At 63.4% G+C, this 21,254-nt stretch carries 20 protein-coding genes; 11 read left to right on the forward strand and 9 right to left on the reverse strand.

Going from position 1 to position 21,254, the window contains the following annotated elements; genetic code table 11:
* Positions 1-2 precede the first annotated feature (2 nt).
* Genes nuoK through nuoN form a run of 4 tightly spaced genes read left to right on the forward strand, consistent with a single transcriptional unit; the run spans position 3 to position 5,220 of the window.
* Positions 3-311 carry an NADH-quinone oxidoreductase subunit NuoK gene (nuoK, locus tag V3314_RS21415; RefSeq protein ID WP_003251446.1) on the forward strand — a complete coding sequence of 103 codons (309 nt, stop codon included), beginning with the start codon at positions 3-5 and terminating at the stop codon, positions 309-311.
* Positions 308-2,161: an NADH-quinone oxidoreductase subunit L gene (nuoL, locus tag V3314_RS21420; RefSeq protein ID WP_338459617.1), complete on the forward strand. Its 1,854-nt coding sequence runs from the start codon at positions 308-310 to the stop codon at positions 2,159-2,161. Before nuoK ends, nuoL begins: the two co-directional genes overlap by 4 nt.
* A 49-nt stretch (positions 2,162-2,210) precedes the next feature.
* Positions 2,211-3,743 carry an NADH-quinone oxidoreductase subunit M gene (nuoM, locus tag V3314_RS21425; protein WP_046615589.1) on the forward strand — a complete coding sequence of 511 codons (1,533 nt, stop codon included), beginning with the start codon at positions 2,211-2,213 and terminating at the stop codon, positions 3,741-3,743.
* A 7-nt stretch (positions 3,744-3,750) separates the two neighbouring features.
* Positions 3,751-5,220, forward strand: a complete 1,470-nt coding sequence (gene nuoN / locus V3314_RS21430) for an NADH-quinone oxidoreductase subunit NuoN (protein ID WP_025339926.1) — start codon at positions 3,751-3,753, stop codon at positions 5,218-5,220.
* 79 nt (positions 5,221-5,299) lie between these two features.
* Here the strand turns inward: nuoN and V3314_RS21435 are convergent, their stop codons facing one another.
* Complete coding sequence (locus V3314_RS21435; protein ID WP_046615588.1) at positions 5,300-5,563, reverse strand: ogr/Delta-like zinc finger family protein; 264 nt, start codon at positions 5,561-5,563, stop codon at positions 5,300-5,302.
* A gap of 200 nt (positions 5,564-5,763) precedes the next feature.
* Between V3314_RS21435 and V3314_RS21440 the strand changes: the two genes are divergently transcribed.
* The gene (locus tag V3314_RS21440; RefSeq protein ID WP_196173985.1) at positions 5,764-6,156 is read left to right on the forward strand and encodes a helix-turn-helix domain-containing protein; all 393 of its coding nucleotides are present in this window, start codon (positions 5,764-5,766) and stop codon (positions 6,154-6,156) included.
* On the opposite strand, the gene V3314_RS21445 is transcribed toward V3314_RS21440, so the two are convergent.
* Genes V3314_RS21445 through V3314_RS21455 form a run of 3 tightly spaced genes read right to left on the reverse strand, consistent with a single transcriptional unit; the run spans position 6,153 to position 7,115 of the window.
* The gene (locus V3314_RS21445; RefSeq protein ID WP_338459618.1) at positions 6,153-6,515 is read right to left on the reverse strand and encodes a hypothetical protein; all 363 of its coding nucleotides are present in this window, start codon (positions 6,513-6,515) and stop codon (positions 6,153-6,155) included. The genes V3314_RS21440 and V3314_RS21445 overlap by 4 nt on opposite strands.
* Positions 6,508-6,855 carry a head completion/stabilization protein gene (locus tag V3314_RS21450; RefSeq protein WP_046615585.1) on the reverse strand — a complete coding sequence of 116 codons (348 nt, stop codon included), beginning with the start codon at positions 6,853-6,855 and terminating at the stop codon, positions 6,508-6,510. The genes V3314_RS21445 and V3314_RS21450 overlap by 8 nt, the downstream gene beginning before the upstream one ends.
* A gap of 11 nt (positions 6,856-6,866) precedes the next feature.
* Positions 6,867-7,115 (reverse strand): helix-turn-helix domain-containing protein, encoded by a 249-nt coding sequence (locus V3314_RS21455; RefSeq protein ID WP_046615584.1) that lies wholly within the window; start codon positions 7,113-7,115, stop codon positions 6,867-6,869.
* Positions 7,116-7,335: 220 nt separating this feature from the next.
* On the opposite strand from V3314_RS21455, the gene V3314_RS21460 reads away from it, so the two are divergent.
* Complete coding sequence (locus V3314_RS21460; RefSeq protein ID WP_338459619.1) at positions 7,336-9,402, forward strand: TonB-dependent receptor; 2,067 nt, start codon at positions 7,336-7,338, stop codon at positions 9,400-9,402.
* Positions 9,403-9,590: 188 nt separating this feature from the next.
* Here V3314_RS21460 and chrR read toward each other — a convergent pair whose 3' ends face one another.
* On the reverse strand, positions 9,591-10,151 hold the full coding sequence (gene chrR / locus V3314_RS21465; protein ID WP_135002405.1) for a class I chromate reductase ChrR: 561 nt from the start codon (positions 10,149-10,151) through the stop codon (positions 9,591-9,593).
* Positions 10,152-10,308: 157 nt separating this feature from the next.
* Here chrR and V3314_RS21470 point away from each other — a divergent pair, with 157 nt between their 5' ends.
* The gene (locus V3314_RS21470; protein WP_003261019.1) at positions 10,309-10,527 is read left to right on the forward strand and encodes a hypothetical protein; all 219 of its coding nucleotides are present in this window, start codon (positions 10,309-10,311) and stop codon (positions 10,525-10,527) included.
* On the opposite strand, the gene V3314_RS21475 is transcribed toward V3314_RS21470, so the two are convergent.
* From V3314_RS21475 to V3314_RS21490, 4 genes are all read right to left on the reverse strand, one after another.
* Positions 10,511-12,760 (reverse strand): Orn/Lys/Arg decarboxylase N-terminal domain-containing protein, encoded by a 2,250-nt coding sequence (locus tag V3314_RS21475; protein ID WP_338460330.1) that lies wholly within the window; start codon positions 12,758-12,760, stop codon positions 10,511-10,513. The two genes, V3314_RS21470 and V3314_RS21475, sit on opposite strands and share 17 nt — an antisense overlap.
* Before the next feature lie 174 nt (positions 12,761-12,934).
* Positions 12,935-13,693 (reverse strand): DNA polymerase III subunit epsilon, encoded by a 759-nt coding sequence (dnaQ, locus tag V3314_RS21480; protein WP_326431940.1) that lies wholly within the window; start codon positions 13,691-13,693, stop codon positions 12,935-12,937.
* A gap of 51 nt (positions 13,694-13,744) precedes the next feature.
* Entirely contained in the window at positions 13,745-14,191 is a 447-nt protein-coding gene (gene rnhA / locus V3314_RS21485) for a ribonuclease HI (protein WP_003261021.1), read from the reverse strand.
* A gap of 13 nt (positions 14,192-14,204) precedes the next feature.
* Positions 14,205-14,978, reverse strand: coding sequence for a methyltransferase domain-containing protein (locus V3314_RS21490; protein ID WP_025339935.1), 774 nt, complete (start codon positions 14,976-14,978; stop codon positions 14,205-14,207).
* An 85-nt stretch (positions 14,979-15,063) separates the two neighbouring features.
* Here V3314_RS21490 and gloB point away from each other — a divergent pair, with 85 nt between their 5' ends.
* The 4 genes from gloB to V3314_RS21510 all read left to right on the forward strand — a co-directional run bounded on the left by gloB (position 15,064) and on the right by V3314_RS21510 (position 21,253).
* Complete coding sequence (gloB, locus tag V3314_RS21495) at positions 15,064-15,843, forward strand: hydroxyacylglutathione hydrolase (protein WP_338459620.1); 780 nt, start codon at positions 15,064-15,066, stop codon at positions 15,841-15,843.
* Between the two features lie 100 nt (positions 15,844-15,943).
* The gene (locus V3314_RS21500; RefSeq protein ID WP_046615577.1) at positions 15,944-17,374 is read left to right on the forward strand and encodes a lytic transglycosylase domain-containing protein; all 1,431 of its coding nucleotides are present in this window, start codon (positions 15,944-15,946) and stop codon (positions 17,372-17,374) included.
* Between the two features lie 217 nt (positions 17,375-17,591).
* Complete coding sequence (locus V3314_RS21505) at positions 17,592-19,421, forward strand: extracellular solute-binding protein (RefSeq protein ID WP_219928561.1); 1,830 nt, start codon at positions 17,592-17,594, stop codon at positions 19,419-19,421.
* Positions 19,418-21,253: an extracellular solute-binding protein gene (locus tag V3314_RS21510; protein WP_046615575.1), complete on the forward strand. Its 1,836-nt coding sequence runs from the start codon at positions 19,418-19,420 to the stop codon at positions 21,251-21,253. Before V3314_RS21505 ends, V3314_RS21510 begins: the two co-directional genes overlap by 4 nt.
* The last annotated feature ends 1 nt before the right edge of the window (position 21,254 follow it).

Here is a 21,254-nt window from a genome sequence, read left to right on the forward strand (position 1 = left end):
TCATGGGTGCTATCCCTCTCGAGCATGGTCTGGCGGTCGCCGGCATCCTGTTCTGCTTAGGTCTGGTTGGCCTGATGGTCCGCCGCAACATCCTCTTCGTGCTCATGAGCCTGGAAGTCATGATGAACGCCTCTGCCCTGGCGTTCGTCGTCGCCGGTGCCCGTTGGGTCCAGCCCGACGGCCAGGTGATGTTCATTCTGGTGATCAGCCTGGCAGCCGCCGAAGCCAGTATTGGCTTGGCCATCCTGCTGCAGCTGTATCGCCGCTTCCACACTCTCGACATCGATGCTGCCAGTGAGATGCGCGGATGAACCTTCTCTTCCTGACTTTCGTCTTCCCCCTCGTCGGCTTCCTGCTGCTGTCGTTCTCGCGCGGGCGGTTCTCGGAGAACCTTTCCGCCCTGATCGGCGTCGGCTCGGTAGGCCTTTCGGCCGCCGTTGCCGCCTACGTCATCTGGCAATTCAACGTCGCCCCGCCTGAAGGCGGCACGTACAGCCAGCTGCTGTGGCAGTGGATGTCGGTGGACGGCTTCGCGCCGAACTTCACCCTGTACCTGGACGGCCTGTCGGTCACCATGCTCGGCGTGGTCACCGGTGTCGGCTTCCTGATCCACCTGTTCGCCTCCTGGTACATGCGTGGCGAAGCCGGCTACTCGCGTTTCTTCGCGTACACCAACCTGTTCATCGCCAGCATGCTGTTCCTGGTGCTGGGCGACAACCTGCTGTTCATCTACTTTGGCTGGGAAGGCGTGGGCCTGTGCTCGTACCTGTTGATCGGTTTCTACTACAGCAACCGCAACAACGGTAACGCGGCACTCAAGGCATTCATCGTCACCCGTATCGGCGACGTGTTCATGGCCATCGGCCTGTTCATCCTGTTCGTCCAGCTGGGTACCCTGAACGTGCAGGAACTGCTGGTGCTGGCACCGCAGAAGTTCCAGGCTGGCGACACCTGGATGGTGCTGGCAACCCTGATGCTGCTGGGTGGTGCGGTCGGTAAATCGGCCCAGCTGCCACTGCAGACCTGGCTGGCCGACGCGATGGCCGGCCCAACTCCGGTCTCCGCACTGATCCACGCGGCAACCATGGTGACCGCGGGCGTGTACCTGATCGCTCGTACCAACGGCCTGTTCCTGCTGGCACCGGACATCCTGCACCTGGTAGGCGTGGTCGGTGGCGTGACCCTGGTACTGGCCGGCTTCGCCGCGCTGGTGCAGACCGACATCAAGCGTATCCTCGCCTACTCGACAATGAGCCAGATCGGCTACATGTTCCTGGCCCTGGGCGTTGGCGCCTGGGACGCGGCGATCTTCCACCTGATGACCCACGCCTTCTTCAAGGCCCTGCTGTTCCTTGCCTCCGGTGCGGTGATCGTTGCCTGCCACCACGAGCAAGACATCTTCAAGATGGGTGGCCTGTGGAAGAAATTGCCGCTGGCCTACGCCAGCTTCGTGGTCGGTGGCGCTGCCCTGGCTGCCCTGCCGATCGTGACCGTGGGCTTCTACTCCAAGGACGAGATCCTCTGGGAAGCCTTCGCCAGTGGCAACACCGGCCTGCTGTATGCCGGCCTGGTCGGTGCGTTCATGACCTCGCTGTACACCTTCCGCCTGATCTTCATCGCCTTCCACGGCGAAGCCAAGACCGAAGCCCACGCTGGCCACGGCATCAGCCACTGGCTGCCGCTGGGCGTGCTGATCGTGCTGTCGACTTTCGTCGGCGCCTGGATCACCCCGCCGCTGGCAGGTGTGTTGCCTGAAAGCGCCGGCCACGCTGGTGGCGAAGCCAAGCACGCGCTGGAGCTCACTTCGGGCGCCATCGCCATCGCCGGTATCCTGCTGTCGGCCCTGCTGTTCCTGGGCAAGCGCCGCTTCGTCAGCGCCATCGCCAACAGCGGTATCGGCCGTGTCCTGTCGGCCTGGTGGTTCGCCGCCTGGGGCTTCGACTGGATCTACGACAAGCTGTTCGTCAAACCTTACCTGCTGATCAGCCACATCCTGCGCAAGGACCCGGTTGACCGCAGCATCGGCCTGATCCCTCGCCTGGCTCGCGGCGGCCACGTCGCCATGAGCAAGACCGAGACCGGCCAGCTGCGCTGGTACACCGCTTCGATAGCCGTTGGCGCAGTGCTGGTACTCGGCGCTGTGGTAGTGGCCGCGGTATGACCATGAACCTTGCGAACCTTGCGACCCTGCAAAAGGAAACGAACCCGTCATGATTTTGCCTTGGCTGATCCTGATCCCCTTCATCGGCGGCTTCCTGTGCTGGCTGGGTGAGCGCTTCGGCGCCACCCTGCCGCGCTGGATCGCGCTGCTGACCATGTCCCTGCTGCTCGGCATCGGCCTGTGGCTGTGGGGTAACGGCGACTACACCCTGGCCCCCGCTCCGGGCGCCGAGCCTGCCTGGGCCCTGGAATACAAAGTCCAGTGGATCCAGCGCTTCGGCATCAGCATCCACCTGGCCCTCGACGGCCTGTCGCTGCTGATGATCCTGCTCACCGGCCTGCTCGGTGTGCTGTCAGTACTGTGCTCCTGGAAAGAGATCCAGCGTCACGTCGGCTTCTTCCACCTCAACCTGATGTGGATTCTCGGCGGCGTGGTCGGTGTGTTCCTTGCCCTGGACCTGTTCCTGTTCTTCTTCTTCTGGGAAATGATGCTGGTGCCGATGTACTTCCTCATCGCGCTCTGGGGTCACAGCTCCGCGGACGGCAAGAAGACCCGGATCTACGCGGCGACCAAGTTCTTCATCTTCACCCAGGCCAGCGGCCTGATCATGTTGGTGGCGATTCTCGGCCTGGTGCTGGTCAACTACACCAACACCGGCGTGATCACCTTCAACTACAGCGACCTGCTCAAGGCCGAGCTGCCAGCCGGTACCGAATACCTGCTGATGCTGGGCTTCTTCATCGCCTTCGCGGTGAAGCTGCCGGTGGTGCCGTTCCACTCCTGGCTGCCTGACGCTCACGCCCAGGCGCCGACCGCAGGCTCCGTGGACTTGGCCGGTATCTTGTTGAAGACTGCGGCCTACGGCCTACTGCGCTTCGCCCTGCCGCTGTTCCCGAACGCTTCGGCCGAGTTCGCGCCAATCGCCATGACCCTGGGCCTGATCGGTATCTTCTACGGTGCCTTCCTGGCCTTTGCGCAAACCGACATCAAGCGCCTGGTCGCCTTCTCCAGCGTCTCGCACATGGGCTTCGTACTGATCGGTATCTACTCCGGCAGCCAGCAGGCCCTGCAAGGCGCGGTGATCCAGATGCTGGCCCACGGCCTGTCCGCTGCCGCGCTGTTCATCCTGGCTGGCCAGCTGTACGAGCGCCTGCACACCCGTGACATGCGCCAGATGGGTGGCCTGTGGCACCGCATCGCCTACCTGCCGGCCATCAGCCTGTTCTTCGCAGCCGCCTCCCTGGGCCTGCCCGGTACCGGCAACTTCGTCGGCGAGTTCCTGATCCTGATCGGCAGCTTCGCCAGCGTGCCGTGGATCACCGTGATCGCCACCACTGGCCTGGTGTTCGGTTCGGTGTACTCGCTGATCATGATCCACCGCGCCTACTTCGGTCCGGCCAAGACCGATACCGTGCTGGCCGGCATGGACGGTCGCGAGCTGATCATGGTCCTGGGCCTGGCGGTACTGCTGATCCTGCTGGGCGTGTATCCGCAGCCGTTCCTCGACACCTCTGCCGCCACCATGAGTGGTGTGCAGCAGTGGCTCGGTTCCGCTTTCACTCAACTCGCTTCGGCCCGGTAAGAGCGCTATGGAATTCACCACTCAACACTTCATCGCATTGGCGCCGATGCTGATCACCACCATCACCACAGTGGTGGTGATGCTGGCGATCGCCTGGAAGCGCAACCACTCGCAGACCTTCCTGCTGTCCACCGTGGGCCTCAACCTGGCCCTGCTGTCGATCCTTCCGGCGCTGAAGGTTGCGCCGCTGGCGGTCACCCCGCTGATTACCATCGACAAGTTCGCCTGCCTGTACATGGCGATCATCCTGGTGGCGACGCTGGCCTGCGTCACCCTCGCCCACGCCTACCTCGGCGAAGGCTCCAAGGGCTTCCCGGGCAACCGTGAAGAACTGTACCTGCTGCTGCTGATGTCGGCTCTCGGTGGCCTGGTGCTGGTCAGCGCCAACCACCTGGCCGGCCTGTTCATCGGCCTGGAGCTGCTGTCGGTACCGGTCTACGGCCTGGTGGCGTATGCCTTCTTCAACAAGCGCTCGCTGGAAGCCGGCATCAAGTACATGGTGCTGTCGGCCGCAGGCTCGGCCTTCCTGCTGTTCGGCATGGCCCTGCTGTACGCCGACGCCGGCAGCCTGAGCTTCGACCAGATCGGCAAGGCCCTGGCCGCCACCAGCATGCCAAGCCTGGTGGCCCAGCTGGGCCTGGGCATGATGCTGGTCGGCCTGGCCTTCAAGCTGTCGCTGGTACCTTTCCACCTGTGGACCCCGGACGTATACGAAGGCGCCCCGGCACCGGTCGCCGCCTTCCTGGCCACCGCCAGCAAGGTTGCGGTGTTCGCCGTTGTCGTGCGCCTGTTCATGCTCTCCCCTGCTGCCAGCAGCGGCGTGCTGAGCACCGTTCTGGCGGTGATTGCCGTGGCCTCGATCCTGATCGGCAACCTGCTGGCACTGACCCAGAGCAACCTCAAGCGCCTGCTGGGTTATTCGTCCATCGCCCACTTCGGTTACCTGGTCATCGCCCTGGTCGCCAGCAAGGGCCTGGCCCTGGAAGCCATGGGTGTGTACCTGGTCACCTACGTGATCACCAGCCTGGGCGCCTTCGGCGTCATCACCCTGATGTCCTCGCCTTACGGCGGCCGTGACGCCGATGCACTGTACGAGTACCGCGGCCTGTTCTGGCGCCGTCCGTACCTGACTGCGGTGCTGACCGTGATGATGCTGTCGCTGGCGGGCATTCCGCTGACCGCCGGCTTCATCGGCAAGTTCTACATCATCGCCACCGGCGTCGAGTCGCACCTGTGGTGGCTGGTCGGTGCCCTGGTGATCGGTAGTGCCATCGGCGTCTACTACTACCTGCGCGTCATGGTCACCCTGTACCTGGTCGAGCCGAACCTGCGTCGTCACGACGCTCCGCTGAAGTGGGAACAGCGCACCGGTGGCGTCATGCTGCTGGCCATCGCCATTCTCGCGTTCGTGCTGGGTGTGTACCCGCAACCGCTGCTGGAAATGGTTCAGCAAGCCGGCCTGCAACTGATCGGCTGATCGCCCTGGCAAGACAAGACACCCCGCTCATGCGGGGTGTTTTTTTATCTGCGCGCTTTTCATCCGTGAGCTTGAAGGCTCATTCATCAGATTTGTCCTGGACGGCCCCCGGCAGCGCTGCCTTGCGTAAATCACCATTGGCAGAGGGCAGGTACACTTCCGGGTTGGGCATGCCGCTGGGCGAGAGTTCATGGGTCATTTCGAACTCGGCGCGCACCGACCAGCCACATGCCTCGTTGGTGCATTGCAAATAGGCGATCCGCAGGAAAATATGACGCCCTTCACTGGTGCGTATGCGCATCCGGCTGTGGCAATGCGGGCAAACCAGCTTGTATGTACTCACGGCAAGTACCTGCAAGCATTGTTCAGGCTTACCCTCTGTGAGAATAGTCTTCCGGTTTTGTCAGTATTGGCTGCATGTATAGGTGTATTCTTCAGTTTGATGCTTCTCATTGCAGGAATGCTCCTTAAAACGCAGGGCTGTATTCATAACGAGTAGTTTAAGCCCATGGAATATCATTAAACCAGTCATGGATATTTGTTATGAGTACCCAAGTACTTGCTTCGGTTCTGACCAGACTGAAGCTTCTGACCGCTACGGAATCTGACGCCGAGCTGTCCAGAGCGCTTTCGATCAGCCCGCAGACATTGAGCAGCTGGAAGGTGCGCGACAGCATTCCTTATTCACTTTGCATAGACATCGCCAGGCAGTATGCATGCTCACTGGACTGGCTTCTGCTGGGTGAGCCCGAACGAAATCGCGCAGGCCTGGACAACGAAGGCTGGGAACAGGACATGCTCGCGCGCCTGCGCACCCTGTCGCTTGCCGATCGCCAGGCCGTTCTCCTGCTGGTCCAGGACAAACAGCGCATCCAGCAGCTGGAACGGCAATTGAGCGCGCTGACCAGTCGTTCGCCCAATGCCGCCAGCGGCTAGCCCCGGCGGCGCCAGCGCTGAATGAGTTCGCGCGGGTCCAGCGTATCCAGCCAGACCATCACCTTGAGGCTGATGGGGATCACCACCACGGCAGCCACGAACCCCGCCATGCCGCGGCTCAGCAAGGGCATCAGTGACGAAACCAGCGGCTCGAACAGGTGGCCCACCCCCACGGTAACGAACACCAGCAAAAGTTTCTTGCCCAGTGTCAGGCGCCTGGCCTTGTTGGTGATCAACCGGTCGCGCGCCGCGCTCACCAGCAAAGCCCCCAGCAGCGCGGCGAACAATACGTTGCCATCCACGCCCAGCAACTCAACCAGCGCCCGGGCCAGGCTGTCGAAAACAGATTCTTCAGTCATGGGCAGCCCCTCGGTGTGCAGCGGCCAGGTAGCCCGCCGAGCCCAGGTTATGCATGACCGCTGCTTCGACAAAGCGGATGTAGCACACCCGCAATGCACGCCCATGGTCATGCCCGGCCACATCCTCGAGGCGCTTGTAGCCCCGTTCTCGCAACACCGCCCGCCAGCGCGCGAATTCGCGTGCCGCGTCGATGGCGGCGCAGCGTGCGGCCACTTCCAGCGCAGCCTCACTGACAGGCCGCTGCAGGTTCAGGCGCTCACGCAGCCTGCCGAGGTCCACCCGTGGCCAGAATGGGTCATGGCAATCGGCAAAACGGGGTAACCGAGGATCGTTGCCCATGCTTCACCCCCTCACTGCTCGGCCAGCATGCCGTAGCGAATGGCCTTGATCACCGCAGCCACCCGCGTGGGCACGTCGAACTTGCGCAGGATGTTCGACACATGGAAGTTCACTGTCGATTCCTTGCACTCAAGGATCTGGCCAATCTCCCACGAGCTCTTGCCGTAGGCACACCACAACAGTACTTGCCGTTCACGTGGCGTCAGGCGAACCGGGGCGTCCACCAGGGGTTGCTGCGAGTGTCGTGCGTTGTCAGTCATGTTTGAACTCCACGGGTGATTGAGCGAGGCATCGCTGCCGGTCTGCAATCACCTTACGAAGCGCAGGTCGCTCTGCTCCATCGCTACGGCTTGTAAAGAACTTTCGTACAAAACCGTCTGACGAAGGTTGCGCGATATTTGTCGACTTTCCTCGTGCTCCAAGCGGCATTTCGCTCGTCTCAACGCCGTTGTCCAATCGCCTTTCGCCTGGAGTCGTACAATGCGTTGCGTTTTGCCCCCGCCATCCTGCCTCGGCCTGCTGGCTGCTTTCGCTGCCTCCCAGCCCGCCCTGGCGGCACCTTCGGTCGAGTTGGGCCAGGTGCTGATCACCGATGAGGAGCAGAACGACCTGACCGCAGCCGGCGAACGCCTGCACGAAGTACCGGGCGCCAGCAACCTGGTGGACATGCAGCGTGTCGGGCAAGGCCGGGTTGCCAGCAACCAGGATGTACTTGCCTACCAGCCCGGAGTATTCGCCCAATCGGCAGGCAACGATGGCATCAAGCTTTCGATCCGCGGTTCGGGCATCAACCGCGCACCTGGGGCCCACGGTTCCGGGGTGTACACGATGTTCGACGGCCTGCCGCTGACCGGCCCGGGCGGTACGCCCTACGAGCTGTTCGAGCCGCTGTGGCTGAGCCGTGCCGAAGTGCTGCGCGGTGCCAACGGCTTCGACCAGGGTGCCCTCGCCCTTGGCGGTGCAATCAACTACGTCACCCACACCGGCTACGACGCCGCACCGCTGCAGGTGCGCTACGAAGTCGGCAGCCGCGGCTACCAGCATCGGCACATCAGCTCGGGACAGGTGCTGGGCAACCTCGACTACTACGTGGCCCTGACCGATTCGGAATATGACGGCTACCAGGCGCACAGCAGCGGCAGCGCCAAGGGCGTTGCCGCCAACATCGGCTACCGCTTCAACCCGAACCTGGAAACCCGCTTCTACCTGCGCTATCGGGAAACCGAGAACGAATTGGCCGGGCGCCTGACCAAGGATCAGATCAAGCACCACCCCCGCGCGGCCAACCCGGCCTACCTGGCCCGCGACGACAGCCGCCCGCAACCGGGCAGCACCTGGGCGGGCAACAAGACCACCTTCTACCTCGACGACGATGCGCGGCTGGAAGTCGGCCTGGTCTACCACGACTACCCGATGGACCTGCGCGAAGGCCCAATGCGCCTGAAGGTGGCCTATACCGATGTGAGCGGCACCTTGAACTACTTCCGCCGCGACACCCTGTTCGGCCACGAGAGCAAGACCACCATCGGCTGGCGCACCACCAAGCACCTGCCCAACAGCGGTGCTTCGCAGTTCACCCGCAATGGCGACGTGTTCGGTGAGCGAACCCGTGACTTCAGCTACCAGGGTTCGGACACCGTGCTACATGTGGGCAATGACCTGGAGCTGGTACCGAACCTGTGGCTGACCACTGGCCTGGCGATGATCTATACCCGCCGTGAAAGTGATGTCACTTACCACCCTGCCGGGGGCGGTAAAGTGAGCCAGCATGACTGGGACTATGCACCACGCCTGGGGCTGCGATATGACATCAGCCCGGACCTGCAGGTGTACGGCAACCTGAGCCGCTCGGTCGAACCACCCCATCCCTGGGCCCTGATCTGGAGTGCGCCCACAGCCAATCAACCGATCGAAATGCAAAACCAGACGGCCACCACACTGGAATTGGGCGCACGCGGCGAATCGGCATTGGGGCATTGGGACCTGGCGTGGTACTACTCGCAGGTTCGCCATGAATTGCTGGCGGTGGAGATCGTTCAAGGCGCTCCGGCCAAGGAATTCAACGCCAGCCCCACCGTGCACCAGGGCGTGGAGGCAGGCCTCGACAGTACCCTGTGGGAACGCGCCGGTACTGGCAAGCTCAGCCTGCGTCAGGCCTATACCTTCAGTGACTTCCACTACCGCGATGACGACAGGTTCGGCGACAACCGCCTGCCGGGCATCCCCATGCACTACTACCAGGCCGAGCTGCGCTATGACTGGCCGAGCGGCTTCTATGCAGGGGTAAACACGCAGATGGCGTCGAAGGTGCAGGTGGACTACGCCAACAGCTACCACGCCGATGAATATGCCCTGCTCGGCGCGCGCCTGGGCTGGGATTCACCGAAACAGGACTGGCAGACCTGGCTGGACCTGCGCAACCTCACCAACAAGCGTTATGCGGCGACGGTGACACCTGGCTACAACGATGCTGGAAAGGATGAGGCCCGTTCGACGCCGGGCGAGGGCTTTGGCGTATATGCCGGGGTTTCCTACAGCTTCCGCTAGTCCGCTGGGGGCCGCTGCGCGGCCATCGCCGGCAAGCCAGCTCCCACACCGACCGCATCGTTCTCAATCCATGTGAATTTCCTGAAGAAGCAAATCTCCAGAGCCAACCCGGTCGGTGTGGGAGCTGGCTTGCCGGCGATGGGCTGCGCAGCAGCCCCTTTTGAAAGCTGACACCGAACGAACAGGCCTCAAACCGCCCTGTTCAACTTCACCCAGGAAGCGAACTTGTCGATAAACGCCTGCAAGAACGGCCGAGTCTTGTCACTGAGCTTGCCCGCATCGTCGAACAGACTAGCCGCGCCACCGATGTAGGCCTCGGGCATCTGCATGCACGGCATGTCCAGAAACACCAGCGACTGGCGCACGGCATGGTTGGCGCCAAAGCCACCAATGGCCCCCGGCGACACACTGACCACCGCCGTCGGCTTGCCACTCCAGGCGCTTTGCCCGTAGGGCCGCGAGCCGACATCGATGGCATTCTTCAGGCCGCCGGGCACCGAGCGGTTGTACTCCGGGGTGACGAACAGCACCGCATCACTGCGGCGGATCTCTTCGCGAAAACGCTTCCACGCTTGCGGCGGCGCTTCGGCCTCGACATCCTCGTTGTACAACGGCAAATCGCCAATCTCGACGATCTTCAGGGCAAGGCTGGACGGCGCCAGCTCTGAGAGTGCGCGGGCGACCTTGCGGTTGTAGGACTCCTTGCGCAAGCTACCGACGACCACTGCTACCGAATACACCTGGCTCATGGCAATTTCCAACCTCTGCTGGGTAAAGGGACGTTGTAGTTATAGATGACCGTTCCTCGGCGCTTTGGTTTTTTTTCCGCGGGGCGAAAACTTCCGACGCTGTTGCACGGTCTATGCCTGCAGACATTTCTCACGTAATTCAGAGGTTTCCACCCAAATGGCAGCAGTAATGGTCGGCCAATTCCACGCCCGTGACGCCGAAGGCCGCATCTACCCCGTGCACGAGTTCCAGGAGTCGACCCTGCAAACCGACGGCAGCACGCTGGGCGCCCCCATCACCACCTATCGCCTGGCCATCGGCGACAAGGTCAACCACCTGGGTGAAAACCGCTTCGAACTGGCGCGCAGCGGCGTCGAGATCATTCGCATTCCTTGATGCAATCCACCGTGTAGCAGCCGCTTTCGTTCTGCAGGCCGTGCACGTCGGCGACGAAACCAGGGAAGCCTTGGTTGAACGCCCGGGCAAAGGCCAGGTAATCGATTATCGAGCGGGTCGCCTCGGTGAACCGCTCCCCTGGCATGATCAACGGAATACCAGGTGGGTACGGCACCAGCATAACCGCCGCCACCCGCCCCAGCAGCGCCTCGATCGGCACCGCCTCCACCTCACCGCGCACCATCTGGTCATAGGCCCGGGCCGGGCTCACCGCCACCTCCGGCAAGCGCGTGAACAGCCGCTTCAATTGCTTGGCCGTGGCATTGGCGCGGTAGCAGCCATGCAACTGGTCGCACAGGTCGCGCAGGCCCATGCCCAAGTAGCGTGAGGCATCGGCCGCCACCACGCTCGGCAGGCAGTCGCTCAGGGCGGTATTGCCCTCATAGTGGCGCTTGAACTCCAGCAATTCGGTAAGCAAGGTGCTCCATTTGCCCTTGGTGATGCCCATGGAGAACAGCACCAGAAAGCTGTACAGGCCGGTTTTCTCCACCACCAGCCCCCGCTCCCAGAGGAACTTGCTGACCACCGCCGCCGGGATGCCATGCTCCCCCAGCGCACCGCCCGCGCTCAGGCCCGGCATTACCAGGGTCACCTTCAAAGGGTCGAGCAGCACATAGTCGTCCGCCACTTCGCCAAAGCCATGCCACTCCGCCCCCGGCTGCAGCAGCCAGTCCTGCGCGGCCAGGCGGTGGATGCCTTCGGCGCTCGGCGGCTGCCAGATGCTGAACCACCAGTCGTCCGCAGCGATGTGCTCGCGCAGGTTGGCCAGGGCACGGCGAAAGCTCAGCGCCTCGTCGAACATTTCTTGCAGCAGCGAACGCCCGGCCGGCCCTTCCATCATGGTCGAGGCCACGTCCAGCGAAGCGAGGATGCTGTACTGCGGCGAGGTCGAGATGTGCATCATGAACGCTTCGTTGAAGCGGTCACGGTCCAACTGGCGCCTGGCCCCGTCCTGCACATGAATCATCGAGGCCTGGCTGAACGCGGCCAACAGCTTGTGGGTGGAATGGGTGCTGAACACCAGCGGGCTGTCTGCCGCGCAGGCCGTGCCCATGGCATGGCGCCCGGTGAAGAAGTCGTGGAAGGCTGCATAGGCGAACCAGGCCTCGTCGAAGTGCAGCACCTCGACACTGGCACCCAGGGTCTGCTTGATCAGCCCGGCGTGGTAGCACAGGCCGTCGTAGGTGGAGTTTGTCACCACCGCCAGCTTGATGCGCTGCCCGCGATCACGGGCGAGAGGGTTGGCCTGGATCTTCGCCTGGATCGCCTCGGCGCTGAACTCGCTGAGCGGGATCGGGCCGATGATGCCGAGCTCGTTGCGCTCCGGGCAAAGATAGAGGGGAATGGCACCGGTCATGATGATCGCGTGCACCACCGACTTGTGGCAGTTGCGGTCCACCAGCACCAGGTCGTCGCGGCCAACCATGGCGTGCCAGACGATCTTGTTGGCCGTGGAGGTGCCATTGATCACGAAGAAGGTGTGGTCGGCGCCAAAGTTGCGCGCGGCCCTGGCTTCGGCTTCGGCCAAGGGGCCGGTGTGATCGAGCAGCGAGCCCAGCTCCGGCACGGAAACGGACAAGTCCGAGCGCAGGGTGTTTTCCCCGAAGAACTGGTGAAAGGCTTGGCCCACCGGGCTTTTGCGATAGGCCACGCCGCCACCGTGGCCCGGGGTGTGCCAGGAATAGTTGGACTGCGCGGTGTGCTGCACCAGGGCCTTGAAGAACGGCGGCAGCAGGCCGTCGAGGTAGATATGTGCGGCACGCGCCACCTGGCGAGCGAGAAACGGTACGGTGTCTTCGAACAGGTAAAGAATGCCGCGCAGCTGGTTGAGCTCACTCATGGCTTCGGCAGGGGCGTTCTCCAGGGTTACCTGTTCGCCCAGGGCGAAAATCGGCAGGTTGGGGGCACGCAGGCGGGCCAGGCGGATCAGCTCGGCCATGTTCTGCAGCAGGTGGGTATTCTCGCCGACGCCCTCGGCGGCAATCAGCATGCAGGCCAGGCCATGGTGGGTGGCGGCGACCAGGCAGGCCTCGGCATGGTCGGCGGCGGCGAGGATGGCAAAGCCGTCCTGGCGCAGTTCCTCGGCGATGCCCCGCACACGCTCGCCAGCGACGCTGTCGGCCTTGATGGCGCGGTGCACGATGAGGATGGGGAACTTGAGGTCCTTGTACATCAGGTGGCTACCTCCGAAGGACATGGCGTCCATTTCAGGGTAGTAGAACCTGTGTGGGCAAGACCTGCCTCTTCGCGGGCTTGCCCGCTCCCACAGGATTCCCAACAGGCTCAAGGCCTGTGCAATACCTGTGGGAGCGGGCGAGCCCGCGAAGTGGCCGGAGCAGGCGAAAGATCAGCCAGCAGGTGTCTCGGTCAGAGCCTGCCACATGGACGGCCCACCCGCCGACTTGGCAATGGCCGCCAGGCGCTCGGCATGCGCCTCCAGCTCCTCGGCACTGGCCATGATCACCCTCCCGGGCACACGCCCGGTAATACGGCGAATCTCGCTGCCACCAGCACCCGCCCCTTCATCCCCGGCCTCTGCCCCATGCCCGGCCAGCGACAGGCTGGTCTGGCCACCGGTCATTGCCAGGTAGACGTCAGCCAACAGTTCCGAGTCGAGCAATGCGCCGTGCAGTTCACGGCCCGAGTTGTCGATGTCGTAGCGTTTGCACAGCGCATCCAGGCTGTTGCGCTGCCCCGGGTGGCGCGAGCGCGCCAGCAGCAGGGTGTCGAGGATGGTGCAGTGCTGCGAAATGTCCGCGCGGTCCTGCTGGCCCAGCAAGGCAAATTCGTTGTTGATGAAGCCAACGTCGAACGCCGCGTTATGGATGACCAGGGTGGCGCCCTGGATGAACTCGAAGAACTCTTCGGCGACATCGCCAAAGCGCGGCTTGCCGACCAGGAAGGCATCGGTGATGCCGTGGACGTTGATGGCGCCCTCGTCACTCTCGCGGTCCGGCTGCAGGTAGACGTGGAAGTGCCGCCCGGTCAGGCGCCGGCCGATGACCTCGACACAGCCGATCTCGATGATCCGGTGGCCTTCGCTGACCGGCATGCCCGTGGTTTCGGTATCGAGAATGACGAACCGTTTATCTTGCTGCTGCTCCACGCGGGGCGCTCCAACTTGCATCAGTTACAAAGGCCGGAATTGTACCCCAGCTCAACGCTTGGCGCGCACCTCATCGACCCCACGGTTGGCCAGCTGGTCGGCACGTTCGTTGCCGGGGTGGCCGATATGCCCGCGCACCCACTTCCAGGTCACCTTGTGGCGGTTGACCTGCTCATCCAGCTGCTGCCACAGGTCGGCATTCTTCACCGGCTCCTTGGCCGCGGTTTTCCAGCCGCGCTTCTTCCAGTTGGTCATCCATTCGTTGATGCCCTTCATCACGTACTGCGAGTCGGTGGTCAGCACCACTTCGCATTCGCGTTTCAGCGCCATCAAGCCCTGGATCGCGGCCATCAGCTCCATGCGGTTGTTGGTGGTTTCGCGTTCGCCGCCCCACAGTTCCTTCTCGACGCCCTTGTAGATCATAAGGACGCCCCAGCCGCCAGGGCCAGGGTTGCCCTTGCAGGCACCATCGGTAAACATCTCGACGCTTTCGCTCATGTACCACTCATGTTCAGTGCTTTTCAGTATCCGGGTTGGCCGCCGTGCGGTTGACCTTGGCCAGTGGCAGCGGCAGCAGCTTGCCCATCGGCTCGCGACGCTCCTGGCGCAACGGCCGCAGCCCCACCACCATCTTGCGCGCTACCAGCAGGTATACCCCGCCACCAGAGCTCTGCCAGCCGCCGGCCACCCGCTCCCAACCCGCCAGGCGCTGCTGCCAGGCCGGTGAGGCAAGCGGCGGACGATAGCACCCGAAGCGGCGTTTCTCCAGCGCGAAGCCCAGCAGGTTGAGCCAGTCGCCTACCCGCGACGGCGAGATGCAACGGGCCTTGCGCAAGGCGCCGTGGCTGAAGAAATGGCGCATGCCCCAACTGCTCCAGGGGTTGATCCCGACGATAAGCAGGTGCCCGCCAGGGCGCACCGCGCTGGCCGCCTCGCGCAGCAGGCCGTGGGGCGAAAGGCAGAAATCCAGGCCATGCTGCAGCACCACCACGTCGGCGGCGTGCTCGCTCAGCGGCCATGCCTGCTCTTCGCAGACGATCTCCACCCCCGGCAGCGGCGCGCCGAGGCGCACGTTGCGCTGCACCTGGGGCGCGCTGGGCGGCGGCTCGGCGCAGGGCCCGTAGTGCACAAGGTAACCCCCGAAGAAGCGCCCGAGCTCTTCTTCCAGCAGTTTTTCCTCCTCCTTGAGCATCAGTTGGCCGAGTGGGCCGTTGAACCACTCACGGGCCAGGCTGATCAGCTTGACCCAGTCCGGGTCGGCCTGGGCAAAGGCTTGGTCGGTCATTGCGCTCTCCCTCGAAGGTTCTCGCACCGCGCCATCGCGGATAAGATGCCCTCATGTGCCACGCTAGGCGAATCGGATCCGCACCATGATACAGATCGATGCTCTCCCCGCTTTCTCCGACAACTACATCTGGTTGTTACAGGATACTGCCAAACGCCGCTGCGCGGTGGTCGATCCGGGTGACGCCGGCCCAGTGGAACGCTGGCTGTCGGCCAACCCTGGCTGGGTACTGAGTGACATCCTGGTCACCCACCACCACAACGACCACGTCGGCGGCGTGGAACGGCTCAAGCAACTGACCGGCGCGCGGGTATGCGGCCCGGCCCACGAGCGCATTCCCTGCCGTGACCTGGCGCTGGACGAAGGCAACCAGGTAACCGTGCTGGGCGTGACCTTCCAGGTGCTGGCCGTGCCCGGCCATACCCTGGGGCATATCGCCTTGTTCAGCGACCAGCCGGCAACGCCGGTGCTGTTCAGTGGCGACACGCTGTTCGCCGCCGGCTGCGGGCGCATGTTCGAAGGCACCCCCGAACAGATGCAGCCTGCCCTCGCCCGCCTGGCAGCCCTTCCAGAGCAGACCGAGGTGTACTGCGCCCACGAATACACCCTGAGCAACCTGCGTTTCGCCAAGGCGGTGGAACCTGACAACATGCACGTTCAGCAGCGGTTCGAGGACGTTACCCGTTTGCGCGCCGACAATCGCATCACATTGCCATCAACGATCGGTCTGGAGCGCCTGACCAACCCCTTCCTGCGCACCTCTGAAACATTAGTTAAACAAAAAGCAGACGAATGGAAGGGACATTCAAACCCCTCGCATGTCGCTGTTTTTGCTGCCTTGAGGTCTTGGAAGGACACCTTCTGATAACCTCAAGATATATCGCAAGCGATGGTCAAAGGTTGACCAGGCCCGGAGCGGTTTCTAGAATCGCCGAAATTTTTCGCCCGGAAACCTGTGTCAGCCGATGTCTTCCCGTAGCCGCAGAACCTCTCATTCCGTCGCCCTGACGCGCCTGGCCCAAATCAGTGCGCTGGCCCTGGCCGCCACTTTGGTGGGCTGCCAGAGCACCCGTCAGCTCGACGAATCCGATAGCGTTCGCGCGCACAACTACCAGGCGCGGATCAAGCACAAGCCTTCACCGCTGCTGGTCAAGCCGGCCGAACAGGCACCACAGGATGTGTGGGAACGCATGCGCCAGGGCTTTGCGCTGCAGGACAACATCGACGTCAACCCGCGCATCGAGCAGCAGCGCCTGTGGTTCGCCAGCAACCCAAGCTTCATCGAAAGCGCCGGCGAGCGTGGCAGCCTCTACCTGCACTACATCGTCGAGCGCCTCGAAGAACGTGACATGCCGCTGGAGCTGGCCCTGCTGCCAGCCATCGAAAGCGCCTACAACCCGATGGCCTACTCGCGCGCCCATGCCGCGGGCATGTGGCAGTTCATCCCCTCCACCGGCCGTCACTTCAACCTGCGCCAGACCAACTTCTACGATGGCCGTCGCGACGTGACCGCCTCGACCAACGCCGCACTGGACTACCTCAGCCGCCTGCACGACATGTTCAACGGCGACTGGCTGCTGGCCCTGGCTGCCTACAACGCCGGCGAAGGCACGGTCAGCCGCGCCATCGAGCGCAACGAGCGGCTCGGCCTGCCCACCGACTACTGGAACCTGCCGCTGCCGCAGGAAACCCGTGACTACGTGCCCAAGCTGCTGGCCCTGTCGCAGGTGGTACTCACGCCGGAAGCCTATGGCGTGAACCTGAACCCGATCGCCAACGAACCCTACTTCGAGGCGGTGGCCATCAATGACCGCCTCGACCTGTCGCGGGTAGCGGCCTTCGCCAACATCGACGAAGACGAGCTGATCCAGCTCAACCCGGCATTCAAGAAGCGCATGACCGTGGATGGCCCGCAGCAGCTGCTGGTACCCACCGCCAAGGCACAGCTGCTAAGCGACAGCCTGTCCAACCTCAAGCCCGAGCAACTGGTCAGCCTGCAGCCGAACAAGGCCGTGTTCGCCCGCGCGGTGGCCGAAGCCAAGGCCCCGGTGGCGGCACGCAGCTACCGGGTCAAGCGCGGCGACAACCTGGGCGCCATCGCCAAGGCCAACCGAGTTTCGGTCAAAGACATCAAGCGCTGGAACCGCCTCTCCGGAAACAGCGTTCGCGCTGGCCAGGTCCTGGCCCTGCGCGGTGGCAGCGCGCCGAGCGCCGCTGGCAATCGGGTAGCCGCCTCCGGGCAGCGCTCCACGCAGTACAAGGTACGCAAGGGCGATTCGCTGTACCTGGTGGCCAAGCGCTTCAACGTGGAAATGAAGCACCTCAAACGCTGGAACCCGCGCAGCGGCCATGCCCTGAAGCCAGGCCAGACCCTCACCGTCTACCTCTCGCATTGATGTAGTGCGGGGCCGCTGCGCGCCCCATCGCCGGCAAGCCAGCTCCCACACCGGCCGCATCGACTTCAAGTCCTGTGCAGTACCTGCGGGAGCTGGCTTGCCGGCGATGGGCTGCAAGGCAGCCCCTTGCATCCTCAAGTTCGCACTCTTTTTCCAACCCCACCAAGCTGTTACTGTACCCCGATCAAAGCCCAACGCCTCTGGATCGGATGCCGACTTGATACGTCCCCTCCTGCTGTCACTCAGCCTGGCCTTGAGCTTTCCCGCAGCCGCGATGGTGAGCGAAAGCCACGGATACGCGCAGTTCGGCACGCTCAAGTACCCAGCCACATTCACCCATTTCGACTGGGTCAACCCGCAAGCGCCCAAGGGCGGTACCTTGCGGGCCATGGCTTTCGGTACCTTCGACACCCTCAACCCCTACACCTTCAAGGGGTCGAGCCCGATTACCACGCCCAATTTCCAGCAATACGGCATCAGCGAGCTGAACGAGCCGCTGATGGTCGGCACCGGCCAGTACGACCCGTCCGGCGACGAACCGACCTCCAGCTATGGCCTGATCGCCCGCTCGGTGGAGTACAGCGAGGACCGCAGCTGGGTGGTATTCAACCTGCGCCCGGAAGCCCACTGGCATGACGGCAAGCCGATCACCTCGGCAGACGTGGCCTTCTCCTATCGCACCCTGCTCAAGGATGGCCACCCGATCTACCGCACCAACCTGCAGGAAGTGCAGCGGGTGGACATCCTCGGCCCACTGCGCATCCGCTTCGTCTTCAAGCGCGCAGGCAACCCGCTGCTGATCCTGCGCCTTGGCGAAATGCCGGTGCTGCCCAAGCACTACTGGCAAAAGCGCGACTTCAAGGCCACCACCTTCGAGCCCCCGCTGGGCAGCGGCCCCTACCGCATCACCCAGGTCCAGCCTGGGCGCCGGCTGGTGTTCGAACGGGTGAAGAACTACTGGGGCAAGGACCTGGCGGTGAACCGTGGCAAGTACAACTTCAACCGCGTGGAGTACGAGTTCTACCGCGACGCCACGGTCGCTTTCGAAGCATTCAAGGCCGGCGAGTTCGACATCTATATCGAGCACCAGGCGAAGAACTGGGCCAACGGCTATAACTTCCCGGCCGTGCGCCGAGGCGAGGTGATCAAGGCGCAGATCCCGCACCGTATCCCCACGCAAACCCAGGGCCTGTTCATGAACAGCCGGCGGGCCACCTTCAGCGACTCACGGGTACGCCAGGCACTGGGGCTGATGCTCGACTTCGAGTGGACCAACCGCGCGCTGTTCAGTGGCGCCTACCGCCGCTCGACCAGCTACTACCCCAACAGCGAATTCGCCGCCACCGGCCTGCCCACCGGCAAGGAGTGGCTGCTGCTGGCACCGTTCCGTGACCAGTTGCCGGCCAGCCTGTTCAGCGAACCCTACAAGGTCAGCCGCACCGATGGCCGTGGCATCAGCCGCCAGACCCTGCGCCAGGCCCTCGGCCTGCTCGACCAGGCCGGCTGGAAGCTGAACGGCCAGCGCCTGGTCGACAGCAAGGGCCGGCAGTTGCGCATGGAGCTGCTGCTGGTAAACCCCAACCTTGAACGCATCCTGCAACCTTATGTCGAAAATCTGGCCAGCATAGGCATCGATGCGCGCTTGCGCACCGTGGACCGCGCCCAGTACAAACAACGCCTTGACCAGTTCGATTTCGACATGATTCTGATGACACTGAACCAGACCCTGAGCCCCGGTCTCGAACAGTGGCTGTACTTCCACTCCAGCCAGGCCACGACCAAAGGCAGCAAGAACTATGCTGGGGTCAGGGACCCGGTGGTCGACCATCTGCTCGACACCCTGCTCGCCGCCCGCACCCGCGATGACCAGGTCGCCGCCGCCCGCGCCCTGGACCGCGTGCTCTCATGGCAGTACTACATGATCCCAAACTGGTACCTCGACAATCATCGCCTGGCCTACCGCAACCGGTTCGCCTTCGTCACCACGCCGCCCTACACCCTTGGGCTGAACAGCTGGTGGATCAAGACTTCGGAGAAAGCCCAATGACGCCAACCCACCGACTGCGCCGGCTGGCTGGCAGCCTGTTGCTTGCCTGCCTGGGCCTTCCCGCCCTGGCTGCACCGCAACACGCGCTCACCCTGTACGACGAGCCCCCCAAGTACCCCGCCGACTTCAAGCACTTCGCCTACGTCAACCCTGACGCCCCCAAGGGTGGTACCTTCCGCCAGTCCAGCTTCGGCGGCTTCGACAGCCTCAACCCGTTCATCAACAAGGGCGTGCCGGCCGAGAATATCGGCAGCATCTACGACACTCTGATGCGCCAGAGCCAGGACGAGCCGTTCACCGAGTACGGCCTGGTGGCCGGCAAGATCGAAAAGGCCCCGGACAACAGCTGGGTGCGCTTCTACCTGCGCCCCGAGGCACGCTTTCACGACGGCCACCCTATGCGCGCCGAAGACGTGGTGTTCACCTTCAATGCTCTGATCAAGGACGGCGCGCCGCTGTACCGCCAGTACTATGCCGACGTCGCCGAAGTGGTCGCCGAAGACCCACTGACAGTGCTGTTCACCTTCAAGCACAAGAACAACCGCGAGCTGCCGCTGATTCTCGGCCAGTTGCCGGTACTGCCCAAGCACTGGTACGAAAGCCGCGAATTCAACCGCGGCAACCTCGAAATCCCGCTGGGTAGCGGCCCGTACAAGGTCGCCGAGGTCAAGGCCGGGCGCTCGGTGCGCTACGAGCGGGTCAAGGACTACTGGGCCAAGGATCTGCCGATCAACCGTGGCTTCTACAACTTCGACGTCATGACCTTCGACTCCTACCGCGACACCACCGTCGCCCTGGAAGCACTCAAGGCCGGTGCGTTCGACTATGCGCTGGAAGTCAGCGCGAAGAACTGGGCCACCGCCTACAACGTACCCGCCGTACGCGATGGCCGCCTGATCAAGGAAGAGTTGCCCAACGGCAACCCCACCGGCATGCAGGGCTTCATCTTCAACATCCGCCGCCCGGTGTTCCAGGACGTGCGCGTGCGCAAGGCGCTGAGCCTGCTGCTGGACTACGAGTGGACCAACAAGCAGTTGTTCAACGGCGCCTACACCCGCACCGGCAGCTACTTCGAAAACTCGGAAATGGCCGCCCGCGGCCTGCCCGGCCCCAACGAGCTGAAAATCCTCGAACCATTGCGTGGCAAGGTACCCGAGCAGGTATTCAGCGAAGCCTTCCGCAACCCGGTCAGCGACGGCAGCGGCATGATCCGCGAACAGCAGCGCCAGGCCTACAAGCTGCTGCAGGAAGCGGGCTGGAAAATCGTCGACGACAAGATGGTCGACGCCCAGGGCAAGCCGGTGAGCATCGAGTTCCTGCTGGCACAAACCGAGTTCGAACGCATTCTGCTGCCGTTCAAACGCAATCTCGCCGATCTCGGCATCGACCTGAACATCCGCCGGGTCGACGTTTCCCAGTACATCACCCGCCTGCGCTCGCGCGACTACGACATGATCGTCGGTGGCTACCCGCAGTCCAACTCGCCGGGCAATGAGCAGCGCGAGTTCTGGTCCAGTGCCGCCGCCGACAACCCCGGCAGCCGCAACTTCATCGGCCTGCGCGACCCTGCCATCGACCAACTGGTGGAACAGCTGATCAACGCCGATTCACGGCAGAGCCTGATCGACCACTGCCGGGCTCTCGACCGCGTACTGCTGTGGGGCTACTACGTGATCCCCAACTGGCACATCAAGACCTGGCGCGTGGCCTACTGGAACCACATCGGCCACCCGGACGTCTCGCCCAAGTACGACATCGGCATCGACACCTGGTGGATCAAACCCGGCGCAACCCCGGCCGTCAGCGAAACCACTGCGGACGAGGCCGAATAAC

It is taken from the genome of Pseudomonas sp. TE3-3-F2023 (assembly GCF_036784815.1).
Lineage (GTDB): Bacteria > Pseudomonadota > Gammaproteobacteria > Pseudomonadales > Pseudomonadaceae > Aquipseudomonas > Aquipseudomonas pudica.